This is a genomic window from Pseudoalteromonas sp. SiA1, from assembly GCF_018732205.1.
GTDB lineage: Bacteria > Pseudomonadota > Gammaproteobacteria > Enterobacterales > Alteromonadaceae > Pseudoalteromonas > Pseudoalteromonas tetraodonis.
Genome location: NZ_CP076085.1, coordinates 118675 through 140292 on the forward strand (window position 1 = coordinate 118675; position 21618 = coordinate 140292).

23 protein-coding genes are annotated in these 21618 nt (G+C 39.1%); 17 read left to right on the plus strand and 6 right to left on the minus strand.

All coding sequences use genetic code 11. The features are described 5' to 3' along the window. Position 1: 1 nt before the first annotated feature. Positions 2 to 1084, minus strand: coding sequence for an efflux RND transporter periplasmic adaptor subunit (locus tag KK487_RS16040; protein ID WP_013463246.1), 1083 nt, complete (start codon positions 1082 to 1084; stop codon positions 2 to 4). A gap of 122 nt (positions 1085 to 1206) precedes the next feature. Between KK487_RS16040 and KK487_RS16045 the strand changes: the two genes are divergently transcribed. Further along, the gene (locus KK487_RS16045; RefSeq protein ID WP_024600876.1) at positions 1207 to 2109 is read left to right on the plus strand and encodes a LysR family transcriptional regulator; all 903 of its coding nucleotides are present in this window, start codon (positions 1207 to 1209) and stop codon (positions 2107 to 2109) included. Further along, complete coding sequence (locus tag KK487_RS16050) at positions 2099 to 2404, plus strand: MGMT family protein (protein ID WP_013463248.1); 306 nt, start codon at positions 2099 to 2101, stop codon at positions 2402 to 2404. The genes KK487_RS16045 and KK487_RS16050 overlap by 11 nt, the downstream gene beginning before the upstream one ends. Before the next feature lies 1 nt (position 2405). Here the strand turns inward: KK487_RS16050 and KK487_RS16055 are convergent, their stop codons facing one another. Both KK487_RS16055 and trhA read right to left on the minus strand, forming a co-directional pair. Then, positions 2406 to 5435: a bifunctional diguanylate cyclase/phosphodiesterase gene (locus KK487_RS16055; RefSeq protein WP_235190263.1), complete on the minus strand. Its 3030-nt coding sequence runs from the start codon at positions 5433 to 5435 to the stop codon at positions 2406 to 2408. Positions 5436 to 5638: 203 nt separating this feature from the next. Beyond that, complete coding sequence (gene trhA / locus KK487_RS16060) at positions 5639 to 6268, minus strand: PAQR family membrane homeostasis protein TrhA (protein ID WP_036954828.1); 630 nt, start codon at positions 6266 to 6268, stop codon at positions 5639 to 5641. Positions 6269 to 6565: 297 nt separating this feature from the next. Here trhA and KK487_RS16065 point away from each other — a divergent pair, with 297 nt between their 5' ends. The 15 genes from KK487_RS16065 (at position 6566) to KK487_RS16135 (ending at position 17821) form a co-directional block, all read left to right on the plus strand. Continuing rightward, positions 6566 to 6844, plus strand: a complete 279-nt coding sequence (locus KK487_RS16065) for a hypothetical protein (protein ID WP_013463251.1) — start codon at positions 6566 to 6568, stop codon at positions 6842 to 6844. Positions 6845 to 7072: 228 nt separating this feature from the next. Continuing rightward, positions 7073 to 7651, plus strand: coding sequence for an LON peptidase substrate-binding domain-containing protein (locus tag KK487_RS16070; RefSeq protein ID WP_036954857.1), 579 nt, complete (start codon positions 7073 to 7075; stop codon positions 7649 to 7651). Between the two features lie 70 nt (positions 7652 to 7721). Next, positions 7722 to 8345: a sigma-70 family RNA polymerase sigma factor gene (locus KK487_RS16075; RefSeq protein ID WP_013463253.1), complete on the plus strand. Its 624-nt coding sequence runs from the start codon at positions 7722 to 7724 to the stop codon at positions 8343 to 8345. After that, on the plus strand, positions 8338 to 9003 hold the full coding sequence (locus KK487_RS16080) for a ChrR family anti-sigma-E factor (protein ID WP_013463254.1): 666 nt from the start codon (positions 8338 to 8340) through the stop codon (positions 9001 to 9003). The genes KK487_RS16075 and KK487_RS16080 overlap by 8 nt, the downstream gene beginning before the upstream one ends. A gap of 8 nt (positions 9004 to 9011) precedes the next feature. Further along, on the plus strand, positions 9012 to 9965 hold the full coding sequence (locus KK487_RS16085; RefSeq protein WP_036954824.1) for a YbgA family protein: 954 nt from the start codon (positions 9012 to 9014) through the stop codon (positions 9963 to 9965). Beyond that, the gene (gene phrB, locus KK487_RS16090) at positions 9965 to 11359 is read left to right on the plus strand and encodes a deoxyribodipyrimidine photo-lyase (protein ID WP_036954823.1); all 1395 of its coding nucleotides are present in this window, start codon (positions 9965 to 9967) and stop codon (positions 11357 to 11359) included. Before KK487_RS16085 ends, phrB begins: the two co-directional genes overlap by 1 nt. A 1-nt stretch (position 11360) precedes the next feature. Beyond that, complete coding sequence (locus tag KK487_RS16095; protein ID WP_013463257.1) at positions 11361 to 11789, plus strand: nuclear transport factor 2 family protein; 429 nt, start codon at positions 11361 to 11363, stop codon at positions 11787 to 11789. A gap of 2 nt (positions 11790 to 11791) precedes the next feature. After that, positions 11792 to 12502, plus strand: a complete 711-nt coding sequence (locus tag KK487_RS16100) for an SDR family NAD(P)-dependent oxidoreductase (protein ID WP_036954819.1) — start codon at positions 11792 to 11794, stop codon at positions 12500 to 12502. Next, positions 12499 to 13752 (plus strand): NAD(P)/FAD-dependent oxidoreductase, encoded by a 1254-nt coding sequence (locus KK487_RS16105; RefSeq protein WP_036954817.1) that lies wholly within the window; start codon positions 12499 to 12501, stop codon positions 13750 to 13752. The genes KK487_RS16100 and KK487_RS16105 overlap by 4 nt, the downstream gene beginning before the upstream one ends. Next, positions 13745 to 14482, plus strand: coding sequence for a DUF1365 domain-containing protein (locus KK487_RS16110; protein ID WP_036954815.1), 738 nt, complete (start codon positions 13745 to 13747; stop codon positions 14480 to 14482). Before KK487_RS16105 ends, KK487_RS16110 begins: the two co-directional genes overlap by 8 nt. Before the next feature lie 54 nt (positions 14483 to 14536). Then, positions 14537 to 15799 (plus strand): SAM-dependent methyltransferase, encoded by a 1263-nt coding sequence (locus tag KK487_RS16115; RefSeq protein ID WP_033104221.1) that lies wholly within the window; start codon positions 14537 to 14539, stop codon positions 15797 to 15799. Continuing rightward, a complete protein-coding gene (locus tag KK487_RS16120; RefSeq protein ID WP_028834799.1) occupies positions 15777 to 16277 on the plus strand; it encodes a DUF2878 domain-containing protein in 501 nt (166 codons plus the stop codon). Before KK487_RS16115 ends, KK487_RS16120 begins: the two co-directional genes overlap by 23 nt. Before the next feature lie 30 nt (positions 16278 to 16307). Further along, positions 16308 to 16796 carry a chalcone isomerase family protein gene (locus KK487_RS16125; RefSeq protein WP_013463263.1) on the plus strand — a complete coding sequence of 163 codons (489 nt, stop codon included), beginning with the start codon at positions 16308 to 16310 and terminating at the stop codon, positions 16794 to 16796. 1 nt (position 16797) lies between these two features. Next, entirely contained in the window at positions 16798 to 17337 is a 540-nt protein-coding gene (locus KK487_RS16130; RefSeq protein WP_013463264.1) for a DUF3833 domain-containing protein, read from the plus strand. 208 nt (positions 17338 to 17545) lie between these two features. Then, positions 17546 to 17821 (plus strand): HU family DNA-binding protein, encoded by a 276-nt coding sequence (locus KK487_RS16135; protein WP_008112559.1) that lies wholly within the window; start codon positions 17546 to 17548, stop codon positions 17819 to 17821. A gap of 66 nt (positions 17822 to 17887) precedes the next feature. On the opposite strand, the gene ilvN is transcribed toward KK487_RS16135, so the two are convergent. From ilvN to KK487_RS16150, 3 genes are all read right to left on the minus strand, one after another. After that, the gene (gene ilvN / locus KK487_RS16140) at positions 17888 to 18388 is read right to left on the minus strand and encodes an acetolactate synthase small subunit (RefSeq protein WP_128583281.1); all 501 of its coding nucleotides are present in this window, start codon (positions 18386 to 18388) and stop codon (positions 17888 to 17890) included. Next, positions 18388 to 20112: an acetolactate synthase 3 large subunit gene (locus KK487_RS16145; protein WP_013463266.1), complete on the minus strand. Its 1725-nt coding sequence runs from the start codon at positions 20110 to 20112 to the stop codon at positions 18388 to 18390. The genes ilvN and KK487_RS16145 overlap by 1 nt, the downstream gene beginning before the upstream one ends. A gap of 461 nt (positions 20113 to 20573) precedes the next feature. Further along, positions 20574 to 21581, minus strand: coding sequence for an isocitrate dehydrogenase (locus KK487_RS16150; RefSeq protein ID WP_013463267.1), 1008 nt, complete (start codon positions 21579 to 21581; stop codon positions 20574 to 20576). Between the last annotated feature and the right edge of the window lie 37 nt (positions 21582 to 21618).

Below are 21618 nucleotides of genomic sequence, written 5' to 3' on the forward strand. Positions count from 1 at the left end.
ATTATAAGCCTCGCTCTTTATTCCAAGGGCGAACAGACATGCCCTCTTGTAAAGAGTGAACACCAGCAGAGACAATTTGTTGGCCTTCTTTTACGCCGCTAAGAACTTCAATAGTGTCGTGATGCAATTGGCCCACTTGTACTGCTTGTTTATGCACAGTGCCAGTTTGCTGATTAAAAACCCACACATAGGCATTATCGCTTAGGCTTTTATTAGGATCTGAAAATACCGACTCAATAGGTAAAATAGTGTAGGGGGTTTGTGAGCGTGTAACTTTGCTCAAATCTATCATCACTTGTCCCGACATACCCGCAAGTAAGTTAAAATCTTCTGGCACCGGTAATGAAAACACCACTTTATAGGTGAGTGTTGCAGGATCGGCTTGGGTATCCCATTCTTTAAGCGTGAGTTTGTATTGCTTGTCGTGATAGCCATCAAATTCAACCATAGGTTGATATTGGGTATCTTTTTGAATACGTGCCACGATTTTTTCAGGAACCTGTATTGCTACATCCATAAAATCACGGGTTTCTAAGCGCAAAACATTTTGTTTTGCTTGAATACTTTCAAAGTTTTTTACAAACACTTTGGCTACTATGCCAGCAAAAGGAGCACGAAGTTCACTGTACTCTAAATTTGTTTCTGCAATTTTAAACGCTGACTCAGCGACTTGTTCATTGGCAACCGCTTGATCAAGCTCGGATTGACTGGTGATATTTTTATCAAATAGTTGTTTAATACGTTTTAGCTGCGACTTAGCCAGTTCATAGCGCGCTTTGCGCTCATTATATTGTAATTGAAAATCTTCAGGGTCTAATTTCGCCAATAGTTGCCCTTTTTTTACCTGCTCACCGGCTAATACAGGAAATTCAACCAACTCACCATTGACCCTAAAAGCCAGGTACGAGCCCTGGTTTGCAACGACTTCCGCAGGAAAACTGCGTATGTTTGTTTGCGAATCATGACCAATACTAAATAATTTAACAGGGCGAATCGGCTCTTCTTTAACTATTTTCTCTGGCTCCGAGCAGCCTATTAAACTTAGTAATGTCGCAGATAGTAAACATAAGCGAAACAGTGGCATGATATCTCCATGATAAAAAAAGGCTAAATAAGTCAGTGCAGCATACGCTGCAAACATATAAAATAAAATTCATTAAATTTTAGAAACTCAATAAGTTTTACTTATAATGTGCTGGGCTGACTATGAAACTTAATCAATTACAAATTTTAGATGCTATTGTGCAAAGTGCGAGCTTAAGTGGCGCTGCATTAAAGCTACATAAAACTCAGCCTGCATTGACACTGGCGATTAAAAACTTAGAAGCGAAATTAGGTTTTGATCTACTCGACCGTTCTAAATACCGATTACAACTTACCGAAAAAGGACGTATTTTTCATCGTGAAGCTAAACAGCTTTTAAACGCGAATGAGCAGCTTACACAGCTTGCAACCGAGCTGGCGCTGGGGAATGAAGCGCAATATAGAGTTTGCTATGAGCAAATTTGTCATGTGCAAAGTTATAACGAGATCATAAGTAATACTTTTAAGCATTTTTCTAGTACAGAATTTCGTTTAACCAGTGGTAAACGGTTTGTATCTTTAGAGCAAGTGAATACCGGCCAAGCCGAGCTTGGGATTGGCCCATGGTTTGATTTATTTCATGCCACCGGCGATTTAGAAAGCTTACCGATAGGCAAGCTAGATATAGGTATTGTTGGCGCAAAAGGGATTTTACCTAAGCAGCTTACCTACGATGAGTTACAACTTTACCCGTGTTTAGCGATGTTTGAAAGTGGCTTGAGCATAGACAGCGACAGGCTGTCTTATTCTAAAGGGGCTGCGGTGATGAAAATAGATGACATATCTACCCTAAAGTCGTTTTTATTGTCAGGTGCAGGATGGGCAATGATGAGCTTAGGCCACTGTAAAAAAGAAATTGCCGCGGGCTCATTACAGCAAATAATAGTAACAGACAGAGAGCATCAGTTTAGCGCGCAAATTCGTGCTTTTCGTCAACATGCTATGCACCATGGTCCTGTTGCCCGTAAAATTTGGCAGCAATTTGAATTACTCAGTCAGGAGTACTTAAACAATAATGGACGTTAATAAAGAAACGGTTATTTATACTATTATTGCGAGTATACCCTCAGGGTGTGTTGCCAGTTATGGCCAAGTAGCGGCGCTTGCAGGGTATCCTAATAATGCAAGGCTAGTTGGCCGATTATTAAAAGAGATGCCAAAAGATTCGACGATCCCTTGGCATAGAGTGGTTAACAGCCAAGGTAAAATAGCGTTTGCACAGGGCAGTGCGCTGTATCAAACGCAACGAGAAAAGCTACTTTCTGAGGGTGTTACTTTTAACAATCAACGAATCAATATGGCAAAACACCGCTGGCAATAAACTAATTATCCATTTTATGTAAGTCAGTTAAAGCCCAAATTTCATCTGCGGTCCATTCGTCTAGCCAAATAGGAATATCTTCGGCTTTCATTGGCTTAGCAATACCATAGCCCTGTGCTAAATAACAGCCAAGTAGCATTAGTGTTGCTGCATGTTCCGGGGTTTCTACGCCTTCAGCTATAACGCTTCGTTTAAACGATTTGGCCAGTGCAATAACGCCTTTTACAATTGCTAAATCGTTAGAGTCTTCAAGCATATCCCTAACAAAGCTTTGATCTATCTTTATTAGGCTTGCAGGTAAACGCCTCAAATAAGTGAGTGATGAGTAACCCGTACCAAAGTCATCTAATGAAAACTCAACGCCCAAAGCTTTACAATCTTGCATGGTTTTAGATACGTGGGCTACATCGTTAAGCGCACTGGTTTCCAGTACTTCTAGCTCTAGGTTTCTAGCATCGACCTGTGGATGTGCCAATAGTAATTCAGTTAGCCGCGCTGTAAATTCAGGCTGCTGTAATTGAACTGCGGCAACATTAACGCTCACTTTTATGTTTAAACTAGGTGTTAAAATTTGCCAGTGGTTAATTTGAGATAATGCAGCGTTAATAACCCATTCGCCAACGTCTATCATTAGCGCATTGTTTTCAATTACAGGTAAAAATTCAATAGGGCTAAGCAACCCGCGCTCTGGGTGTTGCAAGCGTATTAATGCCTCAACGCCAATCATACTACCCGTTCGCATATCTACTTTTGGTTGATAATAAAGTACAAACCAATCATTAGCTAAGGCTTCACGGATAAGTGTAATGCCGGTTTGCTGTGCTTTAACTGTATCTCCTTGACTTGTATCGAATAAATGATAACGATTTTTGCCCATTTGTTTGGCAATATACATGGCTTGATCGGCATGGCGCATCAGTTGTTCAGCATCTAAATTATCTTCTGGGTATATTGTTACCCCAATACTGGCAGAGACATTCAAAACAATATCGTTAACAGTGACAGGTTTTGCTGCTGCAGCCAGTAGCCTCTCAAGTACAGGTACGCAATCGGCAACTGATCCTAAATTAGTTAATACAGCAACGAATTCATCGCCACCAATACGGGCCAAGCTATCACCTTCACGAAGTGCATCTTTTAAACGGATTGAAAGTGCAATTAATAACTTATCGCCAATATCATGGCCATGAGAATCATTAACATGCTTAAATCCATCTAAATCAAGAAACACCACCGCCAGAGAATTGTTATGGCGACGGCATTGCAACATGGTTTGGCTGAGCCTATCGGCAAGCAATACGCGGTTTGGCAAGTTAGTTAATAAATCATAATGTGCAATACGGCTAAGTTGCTCTTGTTGGCGTTTAGCTTGGGTGATATCGGTAAATATTCCTAAGTAAAAAGTAACGTTGTTGTCGTCTTTTAAAACTGAAATATTAAGTAGCTCAGCATAAAGTTCACCGTCTTTTTTACAGTTCCACACTTCACCTTGCCAATGACCATATAGGCTGAGCTGTTTCCATATGTTTTTATAAAATGACTCTGTTTGTTTGCCCGAATTTAAAAATGATGGATTGCGGCCTATAACTTCATCGTGGCTATAACCGGTTATATGACAAAAGGCAGGATTGACATCAACAATAACTTTATCAGCATTTGTAATAATAATCCCTTCATGGGTATCTCTAAAAACCCGAGAGGATAAATGCAGTTTTTCTTCAATTAATTTACGTTCAGTAATATCAACCGAGACACCCAACATGGTAATTGCGCTGCCAGAGCTGTCTCTAACAAGAGTCCCTTTAGTATTAAACCAACGAACGTTACCCCGTTTAGTAATAATACGGTGATCAACATTATATTCTTTCGCCGCGTCAATACATTGATTTATATCGCTTACTATATTGGCGCGATCATCTGGGTGAATACTGGCTAGGTATTCATTTTTAGTCATTTCTAATTGTTTAACATTGCCAGTAATTAGTCTTATACCATGTTCAGAAAAGCGGATTATATTGGTTTTTATGTCCCATTCCCAAGTCGCAATTCCCCCCACTTTTTGGCTTAAAAGAAGTCGTCTTTCGGTATCAGTTAATGCTTTAATGTTATTTTGTAATGCATGAGTACGTTGCTCTACTTTTTTTTCTAATTTTAGGTGGCTCGCTCTTAATCGGGTTATCAGATAAGATGAAAGTGAAGTTAAGAAAGTAAACACAACCGCAATAGCAATACCAAGTAACAGCATACTATTGTCTTGCCAGCCCCTGATAGGGTAGGCTTTAAATACCCAAACGCCGTTTGGCACTTGTATGTTAAAGTCGACCGTGTTTTTTGTTATTTGGTTGTCTGAGGTAGCAATGATTTGCACATCATTTGTATCGGGCATGACTTTTGAAAGCTCATAACCAATGCCTGCCTGTGGCAGTTGAGCTAAATTAACGCTTTGAAGAATATCAGGAAAACGAATAAGCGCAGTGGCAAATCCCCAAAACTGGTTTCCCTGTGAGGTATCTAGATACACAGGCAGCCTAGCCGCTGCACCCATACCACCTTGAAATAATTCAAAAGGGCCTGCAAGGGTTAATTTACCTGTTTTTTTGGCTAAAAATGCCTCTTGCGTTCGCAGTGGGTTCTCTAAAACATTATTACCGATAGCACTTTCATTGCCCTTAAGTGGAACAACGTGTGTAAGAATACCGTTTTTATGAAGTTGTAAGGCGTCAAGACCAGGATAAAGACTTAACATTTCAGAAGCGAGTTCTTCAAAGCCTTTAGTCTCGCCATTTTGAGTACGAATTAATGCCGCAATAGGATAGGCTGCAGAAAGTGCTTGGTTAAGATTATTTCTAATATGGTTAACGTAGCTACCCGCCACCTTTCTGATAGAGTTTTGCTTTTGCTGATAAATGTATTGATCGAGTAGATAAATTGAATACACAGATGCAAGCGTTGAGATTAACAATGTGATCAACACCAGTCTTGCTTTTATAAACAAGCTCAGTATCTGTGGTCGAGTATTAGATGGTGACAATGTAAATAACACCTAGCGTTGTTTAAGCCGCGTCCATTTAGAACAATGGCGTTTTAAGTTCCTGAAACAGTATAGCAAACAGTCATCTAAAGCATTAGGGAGATTTAATTATACTTTAAAATAACCACCGTGATTTACTAAAGCTTGAGTAAAATAATAGGCTACATTGTGAGATTAGCTAGGAAGGCACTATGTGTATTTAGTTAATACACATAGTGAGTAATGGCAATATAATGACTTACACAACCGCCAATGACAAAAAGATGCCAAATAGCGTGGCTATATTGAGTGTTTTTAGCGCTGTAAAACAATGTACCCACGCTATAAAATAAACCGCCAGTAAGTAGCCAGTATAGTGCGTTGATAGGTAAGTTTGAGTAAAGTGGGTATATAATTGCCAGTGCAAACCAGCCCATTAATAAATAGGTAGCGAGTGACACTTTTTTATTGCCATTTTTAACAAGCAGTTTATAAGCAACACCGGCTAAAGCTACTGTCCAAATAAATACCAAGGTAGCCCAAGACCAAATCCCAGATAAAGAGAGTAATAAAAAAGGGGTATATGTGCCAGCAATAAGCATGTAAATAGCACAGTGGTCACATTTTTTATAAAACGCTCTTAATTTAGGACGAACACTGGCGTGATAAAGTGTAGAGGACAAAAATAAAATAAATAAGCTGCTGCCATAAACGACTGTGCTGGCGTAACCTTTTACAGAGTTAGCTTGTTTAAATAAATCCCAAATTACAAATGCAGCAAATAAAATACCTAAAGCATGGCTAACAACATTTAATAGCTCTTCTTTTTTAGAATAGGGCGCTTCAAAAGACATAACAGATCCTACCACTTACAATTTAACGTTTAGTGTACAAGTGTACGCTGAAATTATCAATTGAGAATTGATTGACATGGTGCTGCCAGTTTATGGATTACGGCATGTTAAAAAATACACTACTATTTGGTTATATTTTTTAAATTGTTAGTTAAATTAACTAACACATATTTTGCAAATCTTAACATTTTTATTTTATATCTTTATAAAACAAAGGTTTATTGATTTTTTTCTTTATGGCACAGCCCTTGATTGTATCTAGGTGTATTAACCAATAAACAAACAAGGAATAACATTATGAAAACTTCAATTAACATGACACTGGCTAGTTTACTTTTATTAGGTTCATCTCAAGTACATGCAACAGAGGTCGATTTAGATATTACAGATATGTTGACTAAAACGGTGACAACTTATGTATCACAAGCAACCCATGAACTTGAACAGTCAGTAAAAGAAGCCGTTTCTTTTGATGCCCAAGCTATTTTAGATGGTTTACTACAAACCAACCCAGTTGTTGATAATAGTGGCATTGATGAAAAGCAACTTGTAGTAAAAACACAACAAAAGCAATAAAAATAGGGAATAAGTGATGAACAGCGAGTTCGAATTGTTAGCCCTGATGTTGGCGCCAGTGGCAAGTGTACTGAGTGTATATTACATCGCTTACATGATAAAAAATGTGGGAACGAGGTTTAATTAGCGAATGCACTTACACGGTAAAACAATCGATGTAACTAAAGCTGATCGACTTCAATAGAGCGCACGTAAATAAAGGCAGAGTGTTTGAAAGAAGTAGACTTTATGAAACGTGCGATTTTCCCATTACCGATTTTTATATTACCTGAAGGCTATACGCGATTACGTATATTTGAGCCTCGTTATTTGACGATGGTTAAAAACGCATTAAAAACAAACAGCGGTTTTGTACTTTGCACCTTCGAACACGACACACCATTTAATATAAGCGCCCAAGGGTGTTTAATGGATATTATTGATTTCGACCAAGACGAAAGCGGTATGCTGTTGATTGATGTTTTTGCATCAAAAAGTGTGCAACTAGATAACGTGTACCAAGACGAACAGGAGTTACGCCATGGCGAGGTCTCTGCGTGCAATACACCTTATTGGTACAACAGCAGTAACCATGACATTGGTGAACATCAACTACTTCAAGTGGCACTAGAAGAAGTATTCTCTAATAACCCACAGCTACAGTCTCTTTACAAACATACCCAGTTTAATCAACTTACTTGGGTTGTTGCCAGATGGCTTGAGATTCTCCCTATTTCTATTGAGAAAAAACAACAACTTGCATTTGAAACTAATTTTGATAACTTGCTGAATTTCCTCCATACTGTGATTAATAACGAATTTGCCTAAAATAATTTTGATCCGCTTACATTCTTAGCTCGTAATGGTACTTACAAAAGCTATAACGGGACATTTTACTATGGTAAGTCAACAACAAACATTACGTTGTGAACCTAACACAGGTAAGTATACTGCCATGCCAGAAACGCCAAGTACGGAACTCAGGGAAGCATTAGTTAATGTAGCCCAATCTCGCGATAAAAAATCTTTCGCGTACTTGTTTGAATATTTTGCACCAAAGATCAAACGCTTTGGCATTAAGCAGTTTGGTGTAGAGGCCCAAGCAATGGAGTTGGTGCAAGAAACGCTCACTTCAGTGTGGCGAAAAGCGCATTTGTACAACAGCGACAAAGGCGCAGCCACTACGTGGGTTTACACGGTAATGCGTAATGCGTCCTTTGATATGCTTCGAAAAATGAAAAGCAACAAAGAAGAAAATATCAGTGAAGACATCTGGCCGTTATTGAATGAATCAGAAGATACACATCACGAATACAGTGACCACCTTGAAGATAAACAAATTAAGCGCTACCTAGATAAACTGCCACAAGCACAAAGAGAAGTGGTACGCGGTGTTTACTTTCAAGATATGTCGCAAGAGCAGCTTGCTCAACAATTAAACATTCCAGTAGGCACGGTAAAATCACGATTACGTTTAGCCTTGCAGAAATTACGTAATGAAATGGGAGATCAGCATGATTAAACATCACCCGAGTGAAACACTACTGACACAATACTGTGCAGCAACACTTCCCGCATCACTAAGCTTAGCCGTATCTATTCATGTAGATATGTGCCCAATATGCCAAGCTGAGGTTGAAAAACTCGAGGCAAGTAATGCAAAAGCAGTGTTTAGTGACAACATGAATGTTAATAACGATGAGCAAAGCGACGATATAGCGGACTCAGGGTTGCTTGAATTAATCACGTCAGACGATTCGATTGATGAAGTTTATGCCGTTGAACCTGTCACTATTGAAGTGAATGACTATAATTACAGCTTACCAAGAGCATTAACACGTATTTCTCATAGCAAATTTACACAAGTAGGTAAGCTTGCTCGTTCACGTATAGCGCTTGACGATGGGCATTTGCGCTCGAGTTTATTGCACATAGACGCAGGCGGTGAAATTCCTGAGCATACACATACAGGTTTTGAAGTTACGCTACTTCTTGATGGCGAATTTACAGATGAAGAAGGCAGTTATGTACCAGGTGATTTTATTTGGCAAGATGGCCGTCATCAACATACTCCTTTAACAAAAGAGGGATGTTTGTGCTTTACTGTAGTCAGTAGTGCGCTACATTTCAATAAAGGACTTAGCAAGTTGCTTAATCCAATTGGCAGCTTGATTTATTAAGAGAATCTATGCAAACAGATACAATAAAAATAGGTATTAGCGCCTGCTTAGCAGGCGAAAAGGTAAGATTTGACAGCGGCCACAAAAAATCTAACTTTTGTATGGAAGAGCTGGCAAAACATGTTGAATATAAAATGTATTGTCCTGAGGTTGCGGTTGGCTTACCTATACCGCGCCCGACAATTCGTCAAGTAAGAACTGCTGATACTATTAAAGTGTGTCGTCCAGATGGTACAGGTGATGTTGGCCCTCAGCTAACAGAATACGGCAAAAAAATAGCCACAGAGCAAGCTGGTCATTTAAGTGGGTTTGTTTTTTGTGCTAAAAGCCCGAGTTGCGGCATGGAGCGCGTTAAAATTTACAATGAAGCAGGAACCGGTAACACCTCTGAAGGGATTGGTTTTTTTGCAGAACAAATCATGAAACACAACCCATTACTGCCCTGTGAAGAAAACGGTCGCTTGAACGACGTTCATTTACGCGAAAATTTTGTTATGCGTGTTTATACATTATATAACTGGCAGCAGTTGGTGAAAGATCCCATTACAGTTCATCGGTTAACTCAGTTTCACGCGCAATACAAATACTTGTTGATGGCTCATAACTATCAAGCTTACCGTGACTTAGGCCACTTGCTTGGTACTTATTTAGGTGATGATATAAACGCATTAGCCGATGAGTATATTCTCGGTTTAATGACCGCGTTGAAACGTCCTGCGTCAAGAAAAAACAATTCAAATACTTTAATGCACTTGCAAGGTTACTTCAAAAGAGATTTATCGAAAATCGAAAAAGAAGAAATGCGAGATGCAATAGACGAATATCGCCAAGGGTTGGTACCGCTTTATGTACCACTAACCTTACTTAAGCATCATTTAAAGGTTCATCCTAATGAATATTTAAGCAAGCAAATATACTTTAACCCTTATCCTAATGAATTAAAGTTACGTTACGGTTTGTAATGAATACACTATTTTGGTTTAGGCGTGATTTGCGCCTTTTTTCAAACGAAGCGCTTATTGAAGCGTTAAATAATGGTGCTAAACACACCATTTTTTTTGTGTGCGAAAAACAATGGGCACAGCATAACACTGCCCCAATTCAAATTGATTTACTAAAACGCAGAGTCAGTTACATACGTGAAAAATTAGCTGAGTATGGCATTAATTTACACGTGATAGAGGCTCCTTATTTCACAGACTGCCAAACTAAGCTTCTCGATTTTTGTCAGCAGTATGAGATTAAACACATAATAGCCAATAAAGAATATGAGCTTAATGAGTTTAATAGAGATAAAGCGATTCAAGCGCAATGCGATCAACAGCAAATAACATTTACTTTATACGAAGGTGACATCATTGCACCTGTTGGCAGTGTACGCACTCAAAACAATGAAATGTATAAAGTGTTTACGCCTTTTAAGCGGGCGTGGTTAAAACAGTATCAAGATACTCACTTTAGCTTGGTGTCGTGGCCATTATCTTCAAACCCTATTGATATTGAATCGTGTGAATTACTCAGCAGTGATGACAGTTCAAAGAAATGGCCGGTTGATGACGACACCTTAGCGAGTGTGGTCGATAATTTTATCCATGATAAATTAGCAAGTTATGATGATGTACGCGATATACCTAGTGTAAAAGGAACATCGGGTTTAAGCCCATATTTAGCATTAGGGGTTGTTAGCAGTAAGCAGTTAATGGTCAACATACAACAGCAGTATCCAGATATTTTGACTACCTCAAAAAGTAAAACCTTTACGTGGGTGAACGAGCTGATTTGGCGTGAATTTTATAAACACCTCATTGCCGAATTTCCTAAATTATCGCGCGGTGCTAATTTCAACGAAAAGTACGATAGTGTTGTTTGGCGTGATAATGAGGCTGAGTTTAAGCTTTGGTGTGAAGGCCGCACTGGCTATCCACTTGTTGATGCTGCCATGCAACAGCTATTGCAAACTGGTTGGATGCACAACCGTTTGCGAATGGTAGTGGCAAGTTTCTTAACTAAACATCTTTTAATCGACTGGCGTAAGGGCGAGCAGTTTTTTATGCAGCACCTTATTGATGGTGATTTAGCCTCGAATAATGGCGGCTGGCAATGGGCGGCAAGTACAGGCTGTGATGCACAGCCTTATTTTAGAGTGTTTAACCCTATTACTCAAAGTGAACGCTTTGATCCAAGTGGTCAATTTATTCGTAAATATCTGCCTGAATTAGAAAAAGTCCCAGATAAACACATTCATTTTCCTCATACCTATTTAGCAGCAACGGGGCAAAGTGAACACTGTTACTGGCCGGCAATTGTTGATCATAAAGCAGCACGAGCTAGGGCTTTAGATGCATTTAAGGTGTGATATGGATAACCAATTATCAGTCGATAAATTTGTAGAAATATATCAAAAGCTTGATAAAAATAACCTTGAGTTATTAACCGAAATTTATGCAAAAAATATACAATTTATAGATCCGCTGCACGAAATTAATGGTCTAGAAGATTTAAGGCGTTATTTTTGTGGTTTATACAGTAATGTTAAGGATTGTCGATTTGACATAACCGATTCATTTACCAACGATAATAACGCATTTGTGTATTGGACAATGTATTACTCTCACCCAAAACTGAATGCCGGTAAAACCATCACAGTGCAAGGGCACAGCAAGTTGGTATTTGAAGGCGACAAGATTGTAAAACATCGAGATTACTTTAATGCTGGTGAGCTGTTATACAAGCATATCCCATTACTAGGTAATATCATTAATTTTATTGATAAAAGGGCTGGTTAACTATGATTACCCTTATTACAGGTGCAACGTCGGGTATTGGTGAACAACTTGCTATTAAGTATGCCGAGCAGGGTGAAACAGTGATTGCCTGCGGGCGTAATACGCAAAAACTTGCTGAACTAGGTAAACACAACAACATAGAAACCTGCCAATTTGACGCCACTAATTTACAAGATATAAAAGCTGCCACTCTCGGCTACCCACAATTTGACCGCGTAATTCTTAATGCTGGCAACTGCGAGTATGTTGACGATGCACGTAATTTTGATAGCGCCTTATTTGAGCGCGTTATTAACGTTAACTTGTTATCAATGGGTTACTGCTTAGAGGCGCTTTTACCAAAAATAGTCTCTGGCGGGCAATTAGTAATGGTTAGTTCAAGTGTTACTTATTTACCATTACCACGTTCAGAAGCCTACGGTGCATCAAAGGCAGGCGTTAGTTATTTAGCTAAGAGCCTAGCGATAGATTTAACCGATGTTGATGTGACATTAGTACACCCTGGTTTTGTAAAAACCCCTTTAACTGATAAAAATGATTTCCCTATGCCGATGGCTGTTACAGCCGAAAAAGCGGCTGACTATATAATAAAAGGCGTCGCTAAACGCCGCAAAGAAGTTCATTTCCCCTATCGTTTTACACTTATACTTAAAGCATTGCGAATATTGCCACTTTCGCTTTGGCTTAAAATTGCAAAAGGATTAACCCGTTGAAAAAAATAGCAATAATTGGGACTGGCGTATCAGGTTTAACCTGCGGGCATTTACTGCACAAGCATTACGATGTCACATTATTTGAAAAAAATGATTATATTGGTGGTCACACCGCAACTGTAGATGTAGAGCACAGCGGTATTAATTACGCGGTAGATACGGGGTTTATTGTATTTAATGATAGAACGTACCCTTATTTTGAAAAGTTGCTTGAACGCATTGGTGTAAAACGTAAACCGACACAAATGAGTTTTAGTGTGCATAACGAAGCAACCGGCTTTGAATACAATGGGCATACATTTAGTAGTTTATTTGCTCAGCGCAGAAATATAGTTAGACCTAAATTTTGGCGTTTATTGTATGACATCGTGCGTTTTAATAAGTTATGTAAGGCTTTGCACGCAAAAGGTCACTACACAGAGCAATCACTAGGTCAATTATTACAACAACATCGTTTTAATGATTTCTTTAAATACCACTACATTTTACCTATGGGTGCTGCCATTTGGTCTACTAGCATTAAAGAAATGGAAAATGTAGGGGTTGAGTTTTTTGTAAAGTTTTTCTTCAACCATGGTTTGCTAGACATTGCCAATAGACCTCAATGGTACGTTATTCCCGGTGGCTCGCGAGAATACATTAAGCCTTTAATTGCCGGTTTTGCCGACAATATAAAACTTAACAGTCACATTAAGTCTGTCACTAGAAACGCAGAAGGCGTAACAATTACCTTTGCAGATGATCAGCAAGCACAGTTTGATAAAGTCATTTTTGCCTGTCACTCTGATCAAGCTTTAGCTTTGCTTGGCGATCCTTGTGAGCAAGAAACCACTGTTTTGGGTGCTATCCCGTACACAGAAAATTCAGTAGTACTTCACACTGATGAATCATTATTACCGGATAGAAAAGCCGCATGGGCAAGTTGGAATTATTTGCTTAATAATAATACCGATAAAGCGGCGGTGGTTACGTATCAAATGAATATACTTCAAGGGATCAAATCAGATACACAGTTCTGCGTTACCTTGAACCACTTAGAAGGTATTAATCAGAGTAAAATTTTACGTGAATTTACCTATCATCATCCTGTATTTAACCAAGAGTCTATTGCCGCCCAACAGCAAAAACATACCGTTGATGGACAAAATAACACGTACTTTTGCGGAGCGTATTGGTACAACGGTTTTCATGAGGATGGTGTGCGCAGCGCCGTTGATGTGGCCAAGCAACTTGGAGTAGAGTTTGACTAATGCAGTGTATTTAGGCGATGTTAAACATCGCCGTTTTGCTGTTAAACACCACGCGTTTAATTACCCGCTTTATATGATGTGGGTTGACTTAAATAACATCGAAGCACTTAACGGGGTACATAAACAACTTGGTACCACAGGATTTAAGGCTTTAAAATTTAAACAGTCTGATTATTTGAAAGGATTGCCGAATACTGACAATAACCCCATTGTAGAGCGTGCTCACGCTCAGTTAGCTGCGCTAGGGGTTACAGAAAAGTTCAGTCATGTTTATATGTTAGGGCAGTTACGCTGCTTGGGTATTTACTTTAGCCCCGTTAATTTTTATTTTTTTGGCCATGATGATAATCAATTTAGCTACATGGTCGCTGAGGTGAGTAATACCCCATGGAATGAACGACATTACTACTTGGTTCCACTACAAAAAAAAGTGAACTTTAAGAAAGTTTTTTCCGTATCACCTTTCATGAACTTAGATATGAACTACCATTGGACTGTTCGACAAAAGCAAGACAATATACTGATACGTATAGAAAATAAGCGCGATGACGAATTACTTTTTGACGCATCACTAAGGTTACAGCGTCAAACACTCTGCACAGCACAAATGAGTAAATTGCTTAAGCGTTTTCCAGCAATGACATGGTCTATTTTCAAAGGTATTTACTATCAGGCATTTAAACTGTTTGTAAAAAAAGTCCCATTTTTAGGTCATTCAGGTAGATCATAATTTTTTATTAATTTATGTTGTTTAACAAGTAATAACAATAATATAGGTAAGTGTATGGAAAAGGTATCGAGCTTACGCGTTCAAGAACGCACAAGTTGGTTTACTAACTTATACAAGAAGTTAGTATTCAAAGCGTTCTCGTCTATTGAAACAGGCCAAATAGTGCTTGTAGACAATAATCAGCAGTCTGTATTTGGCGATACGTCATCAGAGCTTAAAGTAACGGTAACCGTTAATGATACTGCTATGTATAAAGCATTTGCGCTCTCGGGAAGTATTGGCGCGGGAGAATCTTACATATTAGGGCAGTGGCAGTGTGATAACTTAACTCGGTTGATAGAAATTTTTGCAATTAACCAAGACCAACTAGACGCATTTGAAAAGAAATTCGCTTTTTTTAGTAACATTGCTCATCGTATAAACCACATTAAAAATAAAAACTCTCACTCGGGCTCTAAAAAGAATATTGTTGCACACTACGACTTAGGCAATGACTTATACGAGTCTTTTTTAAGCAAAGAAATGCTTTATTCAAGTGCCGTATACCCAAGTAAAGACGCCACCCTTGAGCAAGCACAGCAATACAAACTACAGCGTATTTGTGAACAAGTCGAGTTACAACAAGGCGACACCGTCATTGAAATTGGTACAGGTTGGGGAGCATTTGCGATTTATGCGGCTACTCACTACGACTGCCATGTAACAACCACTACCATCTCTGATGAACAGCACGATTATGTTGCAAATAAAATTAAAGAGCTTGGGCTTGAAAACAAAATAACTTTACTCAAACAAGATTACCGTTTACTAACCGGTAAATACGATAAGCTAGTATCAATTGAGATGATAGAAGCGGTTGGTCATGAGTACTTGCCTAGTTTTTTCACTCAGTGCGGTCAGCTATTAAAAGACGACGGTGCTATGCTTATTCAAGCAATTACAATTAGCGACCAGCGTTACCAGCATTATTTAAAAAATTCTGACTTTATTCAGCAATATATTTTCCCTGGTGGGTGTTTGCCTTCGCTCAACGAAATGAGTGAGCAAATAAAAAATCATACCGATATGAATATCCACACAGTTAGCGATATTGGTGCTCACTACGCAAGAACCCTTGCTGATTGGCGAGATCGTTTCATTGCAAGTTGGCCAAACCTCGATAGTAATAAATTTGATGAGCGATTTTATCGTTTATGGCTATTTTACTTTGCTTATTGCGAGGGCGCATTTAGAACTCGCGCAACAAGTACCGTGCATTTAATGGCACGCAAACCCCGTTTTACGAGTAGTAATGATGAGATTGCACTCGCTTATTAATTTTGTACTGTTTCAAGTAGTGTGGTTTTTATGCCTACTGCTTGAACAGCATTCAATTGTCTATTCAACAGTAGTCATTGCATTAATGTTTTATTTGTCAGCGCAAAAAAAACAGGATGCTTTTTTGCTTCTAAAGTGCTTACCACTAGCCTTACTAAGTGAATTTATCGCGGTTAAGTTCGGTCTGATTGAATTTAAAGTAGCGCCATTTCCGCTTTGGTTAGTGTTTTTATGGGCTGCTTTATTGCTATGTATTAACACCTCAATGTCGTTTTTAACAACCCTCAAACCTTGGCAAGCGTTTATTGTATGTTTAGCGTTTGCACCAGGAAGTTACTGGGCGGGGGCGCGATTCGACGTGTTAGAACTCGGCTTGCCGCTATGGCAATTTTGGCCTTTATACGGTGCTTTATGGGCTGCAACGTTTAGCGTTATTTTATTTATTAACGGTAAAATTGGCGCGTTTATTAAGCAATAAAACAATTGTATTTACTGCTTGGAGCTGATTATGAAAACGCTTTTAAATTTAGTACTAATTTATGCCCTGTTTAACCATGCTGCTTATGCTGATACCCAGTTTAACAAAGTGGGCGAGGCACGTATGGAATACCTTTTTTGGGATGTTTATGATGCAACGCTTTTTACTCCCTCTGGATCTTATAGTCCCAAGCAAACGCCGGTTAAATTTACTTTAACTTACCTGCGCGACTTTGATGCTAAAGACATTGTAAAAGCCACTAAAGAGCAATGGCAACATTTAGGTAAATCACAATTATCAGCTCGCTATGCAGATAAATTATTAGCCATATGGCCAGACATTAAAAAGGGTGAATCGTTAACCTTACTGACCGATCAGCAAGGACACAGTATTTTCTTTCACAATGACAATGAAATAGGCCGCATAGAAGACACCACTTTTGCAGATGACTTCTTAGCTATTTGGCTAAGTGAGAACACCTCAGAACCATCGATTAGAAATCAACTTTTAGGGATTTAATATGATTAATCTAAAACGTATCAAAGTAACTTTGCTACTGGTAGTAAGCTTCTTTATTGCAAGTTGTTCAGCGCCGAGTGTAGAGCATTACAAAGGCTCAGAACCTAATTTCGATTTTAAGACTTTTTTTAGCGGCGATTTAAAAGCCTACGGTGTTGTACAAGACTTTAAAGGCGAATTAACCCGAAAGCTTGTTGTAGACTTGAGCGCTACGTGGGATGGCAACCAAGGCGTTATTGAGGAAGACTTCGTTTATGATGACGGCGAAACCCAAAAACGTATTTGGAAAATAACCTTAAACGACGACAACACGTTAACCGGTACTGCTTCTGATGTTTTAGGCACGGCCACAGGCAAAAGTGAAGGCAGTGTTTTTCATTGGAACTACAATGTAGAAATTCCTTACGATGGCAGCACTTTTGAAGTTAACTTTGATGATTGGATGTATTTAGTCACCAACACGCGCTTGATAAACCGCACATCTATTGTTAAGTTTGGCGTTGAGGTCGGGGAAGTGACCTTAGTAATAGAAAAAATATAGCGACTCATCACAGTGCATAGCTGCACTATATTTGTGCTTAAATTAAGTTTTTGTTAACCCAACTCGCTGTATTTTACAGTGAATTATTATAATTTTACTAATTTTTTAGTATTTTAGATAAAAAACGTAATTTGCTGTTGCTAACTCTTCGAAAATGCATAAAGATAGGATTTGCGAAGGCAAAATAATAACGAATAGGAATCTAATAATGAACAAAGCTCAACTAGTTGAAAAAATCTCTACTGACGCAGAAATCTCTAAAGCAGCCGCTACACGTGCACTTGATGCATTCACAGGCGCTGTAACTTCTTCACTAAAAGAAGGCAACTCTGTTGCATTAGTTGGTTTTGGTACTTTTTCAGTTAAAGAACGTGCTGCTCGCACAGGTCGTAACCCACAAACAGGTGCAGAAATCCAAATTTCAGCAGCGACTATTCCAAGCTTTAAACCAGGTAAAGGTCTTAAAGACCAAGTAAACCTATAAGGTTTAGGTTTATAAAAATAATAAAAGGGCTATTAAGCCCTTTTTTTTTTGCCGTAAATTTAACGCTTATTTAGCTTTAAGCGCCTTATCTCCGCGACCAATGCCGACCGCGCCAGAGCGAACCACTTCTATAATGTCTGTTTCATGACGTAAGGTATCTAAAAACGACTCTATTTTATCGGTGCTGCTTACCAACTGTAGGCTGTAACTTTGACGCCCCATACCTAAAATAGCGCCCTGAAATACATCTACAACCCGCGTTACAGCAGCTCGCGTAGCTTCATCTTGAGCAAATACTTTTACTAGTAACAGTTCGCGCTCTATGTGGCTCATTTCGGTTAAATCAATCACCTTAAGTACATCGACCAGTTTATTTACCTGTTTGGTGATTTGCTCAACAATTCTATCATCGCCTTTAGTGGTGACAGTAATACGCGAGAGTGACTCATCATCAGTGGTTCCAACAGTTAAACTATCAATATTGTAAGCTCGTTGAGAAAAAAGCCCCACTATACGTGATAACGCACCGGGTTCATTTTCTAATAATATAGATAATATACGACGCATTATGCCTTTACTCCTTTTCTTAACCACATCTCATCTATGCCACCGTGCTTAATTTGCATCGGGTAAACATGTTCTTTTTCGTCTACTAAAATATCTAAAAACACTAATCTATCGGTTATCGACATGGCTTTGTCTATTGCCGGCTGTAATTCATCCAGTGTATTGACTCGTATTCCTACATGGCCGTAACTTTCTACAAGTTTTACAAAGTCAGGAAGTGATTCCATATAGGAAGAGGAGTGTCTGCCGCCATAAATCATATCTTGCCATTGTCTAACCATACCTAGTGAACGGTTATTTAACGAGATCACTTTTACCGCTAAGTTGTATTGTAAACAGGTAGAAAGCTCTTGAATGTTCATTTGAATAGAGCCGTCGCCAGTCACACATAAAGACTCTTTATCCGGAAAGGCGAGCTTAACCCCCATAGCTGCTGGTAAGCCAAAGCCCATGGTGCCTAAGCCACCTGAGTTGATCCACTGACGAGGGTGCTTAAATGGATAATACTGCGCTGCAAACATTTGGTGTTGGCCCACATCTGAACTGACATAAGCATCACCATTAGTCGCTTTATAAATAGCCTCTATAACTGCTTGAGGTTTAATTTTATCGCCATCGGTATTGTAGTTTAAGCATTTTTGTTCGCGCCAACTGATCACCTGTCGCCACCAATCTTCTTGTGCACTGCGGTCTATTTTTATTGGGCTTTTATCTATAGCAGTTTGTAACTGTTCAAGTACCGTGGCTAAACAGCCAACAACCGGAATATGTGCTTTTATGGTTTTGGAAATTGAAGTCGGATCGACATCTACATGCACGATAGTGGCATTAGGGCAAAACTTTTGTACGTTATTGGTAACTCGATCATCGAATCGTGCGCCAAGGGCTAAAATAACATCAGCATTGGCCATGGCTTTATTTGCTTCTAATGTACCGTGCATACCCAACATACCAATAAAGTTAGGGTGAATGCCTGATATACCACCTAGTCCCATTAGGGTATTGGTAATAGGGGCATTAAGCGATTCGACTAAATGGGTTAGTTGTTCTGATGTATTTGAAAGCACAATTCCGCCACCAGAATAAATAACCAGCTTTTTCGCTTCTAAAATAGCAGTAACGGCCTTACGAATTTGTTTAGAGTGACCCTTGGTATTAGGGTTGTAGGTTCTGAGTTCTGTTGCCGCTGGAAAGTTGTAAGCAAAGGTTAGCTCAGGGTTAAGCATGTCTTTAGGAAGTTCAACGACAACTGGGCCTGGGCGACCTGAGCTGGCAATATAAAAGGCTTTAGCAAGAATATTGGGAATTTCACTAGCGCTTCTACAATTAAAGCTATGCTTTACAATCGGACGAGAGCAGCCAACAATATCCGTTTCTTGAAACGCGTCATCGCCAATTAAGTTGGTTGGCACTTGACCTGATAACACCACCATCGGAATAGAATCCATATACGCAGTTGCTATGCCTGTTACACAGTTTGTTGCCCCTGGTCCAGAAGTGGCAAGTACAACACCGACTTCACCGGTTGCTCTTGCGTAACCATCGGCCATGTGTGTGGCGGCCTGTTCGTGACGGACTAAAATATGTTCAATATCATCTTGCTGAAATAGCGCATCATATAAGTCTAATACTGAGCCACCGGGGTAACCGAATATATACTTAACGTTTAACTCTTTTAATGACTTAACAACCAATTCAGAGCCATTATATTCTTGTTTACTCATCCTCATTCCTCTGTTGACTGATTTATGCAAAAAAAAACCCCCGCGTAGTGCGAGGGTTTTAAAAAGCATATTTCACCTTTTAATACATCCCCGCTGGGCTTATCACTAAGACCAGTACGAGTAAGACTAAAAGACGAAATTGTGTGTTCATGATGTTTTGCTCTTTAAAATAAAATGCTGTTTAAATTACAATTTTTGTATGTGGTTATTTTTAAGGCTTTTGCGCGCTCATGTCAACCCAAAACTAACGTTTTTGGATTAAAAATTCATTTTTATATCTTTTTTAATCTTAAATTCTAATTGATGTAAAGTATTCTCACATTAAAAGCAGAAATTATGCATTTTTAATTTTAAGGAGTAGGGAGCTTAAATACACATTAATTACATTAAAGTGATACAAGCGGTTTTGAGCAGGCATAAAAAAAGCCAACAGATGTTGGCTTTATAATTCAATTATACTGTTACAGACGGTCGATTACCGACTGAGTGAAGTCAGTTGTACCATGGCTGCCGCCTAAATCGCGAGTAGTACGGTCGCCTGATTTAATTACATCAGCCACTGCGCTACGAATGCGCTCTGCCGTATCGCCCATATTTAAATGCTCTAGCATTTGAATAGACGCTAAAATAACTGACGTAGGGTTTGCTAGGTTTTTACCTGCAATATCAGGTGCGCTACCGTGAACAGCTTCAAAGATAGCCGCATCTTCACCAATGTTAGCACCAGGCGCCATGCCTAAACCACCAACTAAACCAGCACATAAATCAGATAAAATATCGCCGAATAGGTTAGTCGTTACAATTACGTCAAACTCTTCCGGTGTCATTACTAGTTTCATACAGGTTGCATCAACAATCATTTCAGTTGATTCAATCTCAGGGTAACGTTCAGCCACTTCACGAGCAACTTTTAAGAACAAACCCGATGTTGATTTTAAAATATTTGCTTTATGAACAGCGGTTACTTTTTTACGGCCTTCGCGTACAGCTAGCTCGTATGCAAAAGTAACGATTTTTTCAGCGCCTTCACGGGTGATCACAGACATTGCCTCAGCTTCGTTGCCATCAGCACTCACTACTTGACCTGCACCTGAATACATACCTTGGGTATTTTCACGAACAGTAATAATATCAATGTCATCGTAACGTGCTTTAGTACCTGCGAACGACTTCACAGGACGAACATTAGCGTATAAACCAAACTGCTTACGAAGTGTTACATTGATTGATGTAAAGCCTTCGCCTACAGGGGTCGTTAATGGACCTTTTAAAGTGATTTTATTTTTAGCAATCGTGTCAATTGTTTCTTGTGGAAGCAATTCGCCCGTTTTTTCAAGCGCAGCGAGGCCAGCGTCAACAAATTCATAATCAAAATCGCATCCTGCGGCTTTTAGTATTTCAAGTGCTGAGTCGATAATGCTTGGGCCGATGCCGTCGCCTTTGATCACTGTTATGGTTTGTTTGGCCATGAACTTTTCCTTTAAAGATTTGGATACACACATAAAT

What these genes read in the sequence shown, in the direction of transcription:
- KK487_RS16075 (WP_013463253.1), top strand. Translation starts at nt 7,722, where the DNA reads ATGGTAAGTCAACAACAAACATTACGTTGTGAACCTAACACAGGTAAG.
- ilvN (WP_128583281.1), bottom strand. Translation starts at nt 18,388, where the DNA reads ATGCGTCGTATATTATCTATATTATTAGAAAATGAACCCGGTGCGTTA.
- KK487_RS16040 (WP_013463246.1), bottom strand. Translation starts at nt 1,084, where the DNA reads ATGCCACTGTTTCGCTTATGTTTACTATCTGCGACATTACTAAGTTTA.
- KK487_RS16065 (WP_013463251.1), top strand. Translation starts at nt 6,566, where the DNA reads ATGAAAACTTCAATTAACATGACACTGGCTAGTTTACTTTTATTAGGT.
- KK487_RS16080 (WP_013463254.1), top strand. Translation starts at nt 8,338, where the DNA reads ATGATTAAACATCACCCGAGTGAAACACTACTGACACAATACTGTGCA.
- KK487_RS16045 (WP_024600876.1), top strand. Translation starts at nt 1,207, where the DNA reads ATGAAACTTAATCAATTACAAATTTTAGATGCTATTGTGCAAAGTGCG.
- KK487_RS16120 (WP_028834799.1), top strand. Translation starts at nt 15,777, where the DNA reads ATGAGATTGCACTCGCTTATTAATTTTGTACTGTTTCAAGTAGTGTGG.
- KK487_RS16095 (WP_013463257.1), top strand. Translation starts at nt 11,361, where the DNA reads ATGGATAACCAATTATCAGTCGATAAATTTGTAGAAATATATCAAAAG.
- KK487_RS16125 (WP_013463263.1), top strand. Translation starts at nt 16,308, where the DNA reads ATGAAAACGCTTTTAAATTTAGTACTAATTTATGCCCTGTTTAACCAT.
- trhA (WP_036954828.1), bottom strand. Translation starts at nt 6,268, where the DNA reads ATGTCTTTTGAAGCGCCCTATTCTAAAAAAGAAGAGCTATTAAATGTT.
- KK487_RS16115 (WP_033104221.1), top strand. Translation starts at nt 14,537, where the DNA reads ATGGAAAAGGTATCGAGCTTACGCGTTCAAGAACGCACAAGTTGGTTT.
- KK487_RS16150 (WP_013463267.1), bottom strand. Translation starts at nt 21,581, where the DNA reads ATGGCCAAACAAACCATAACAGTGATCAAAGGCGACGGCATCGGCCCA.
- KK487_RS16135 (WP_008112559.1), top strand. Translation starts at nt 17,546, where the DNA reads ATGAACAAAGCTCAACTAGTTGAAAAAATCTCTACTGACGCAGAAATC.
- KK487_RS16145 (WP_013463266.1), bottom strand. Translation starts at nt 20,112, where the DNA reads ATGAGTAAACAAGAATATAATGGCTCTGAATTGGTTGTTAAGTCATTA.
- KK487_RS16085 (WP_036954824.1), top strand. Translation starts at nt 9,012, where the DNA reads ATGCAAACAGATACAATAAAAATAGGTATTAGCGCCTGCTTAGCAGGC.
- KK487_RS16070 (WP_036954857.1), top strand. Translation starts at nt 7,073, where the DNA reads ATGAAACGTGCGATTTTCCCATTACCGATTTTTATATTACCTGAAGGC.
- KK487_RS16130 (WP_013463264.1), top strand. Translation starts at nt 16,798, where the DNA reads ATGATTAATCTAAAACGTATCAAAGTAACTTTGCTACTGGTAGTAAGC.
- KK487_RS16100 (WP_036954819.1), top strand. Translation starts at nt 11,792, where the DNA reads ATGATTACCCTTATTACAGGTGCAACGTCGGGTATTGGTGAACAACTT.
- KK487_RS16050 (WP_013463248.1), top strand. Translation starts at nt 2,099, where the DNA reads ATGGACGTTAATAAAGAAACGGTTATTTATACTATTATTGCGAGTATA.
- phrB (WP_036954823.1), top strand. Translation starts at nt 9,965, where the DNA reads ATGAATACACTATTTTGGTTTAGGCGTGATTTGCGCCTTTTTTCAAAC.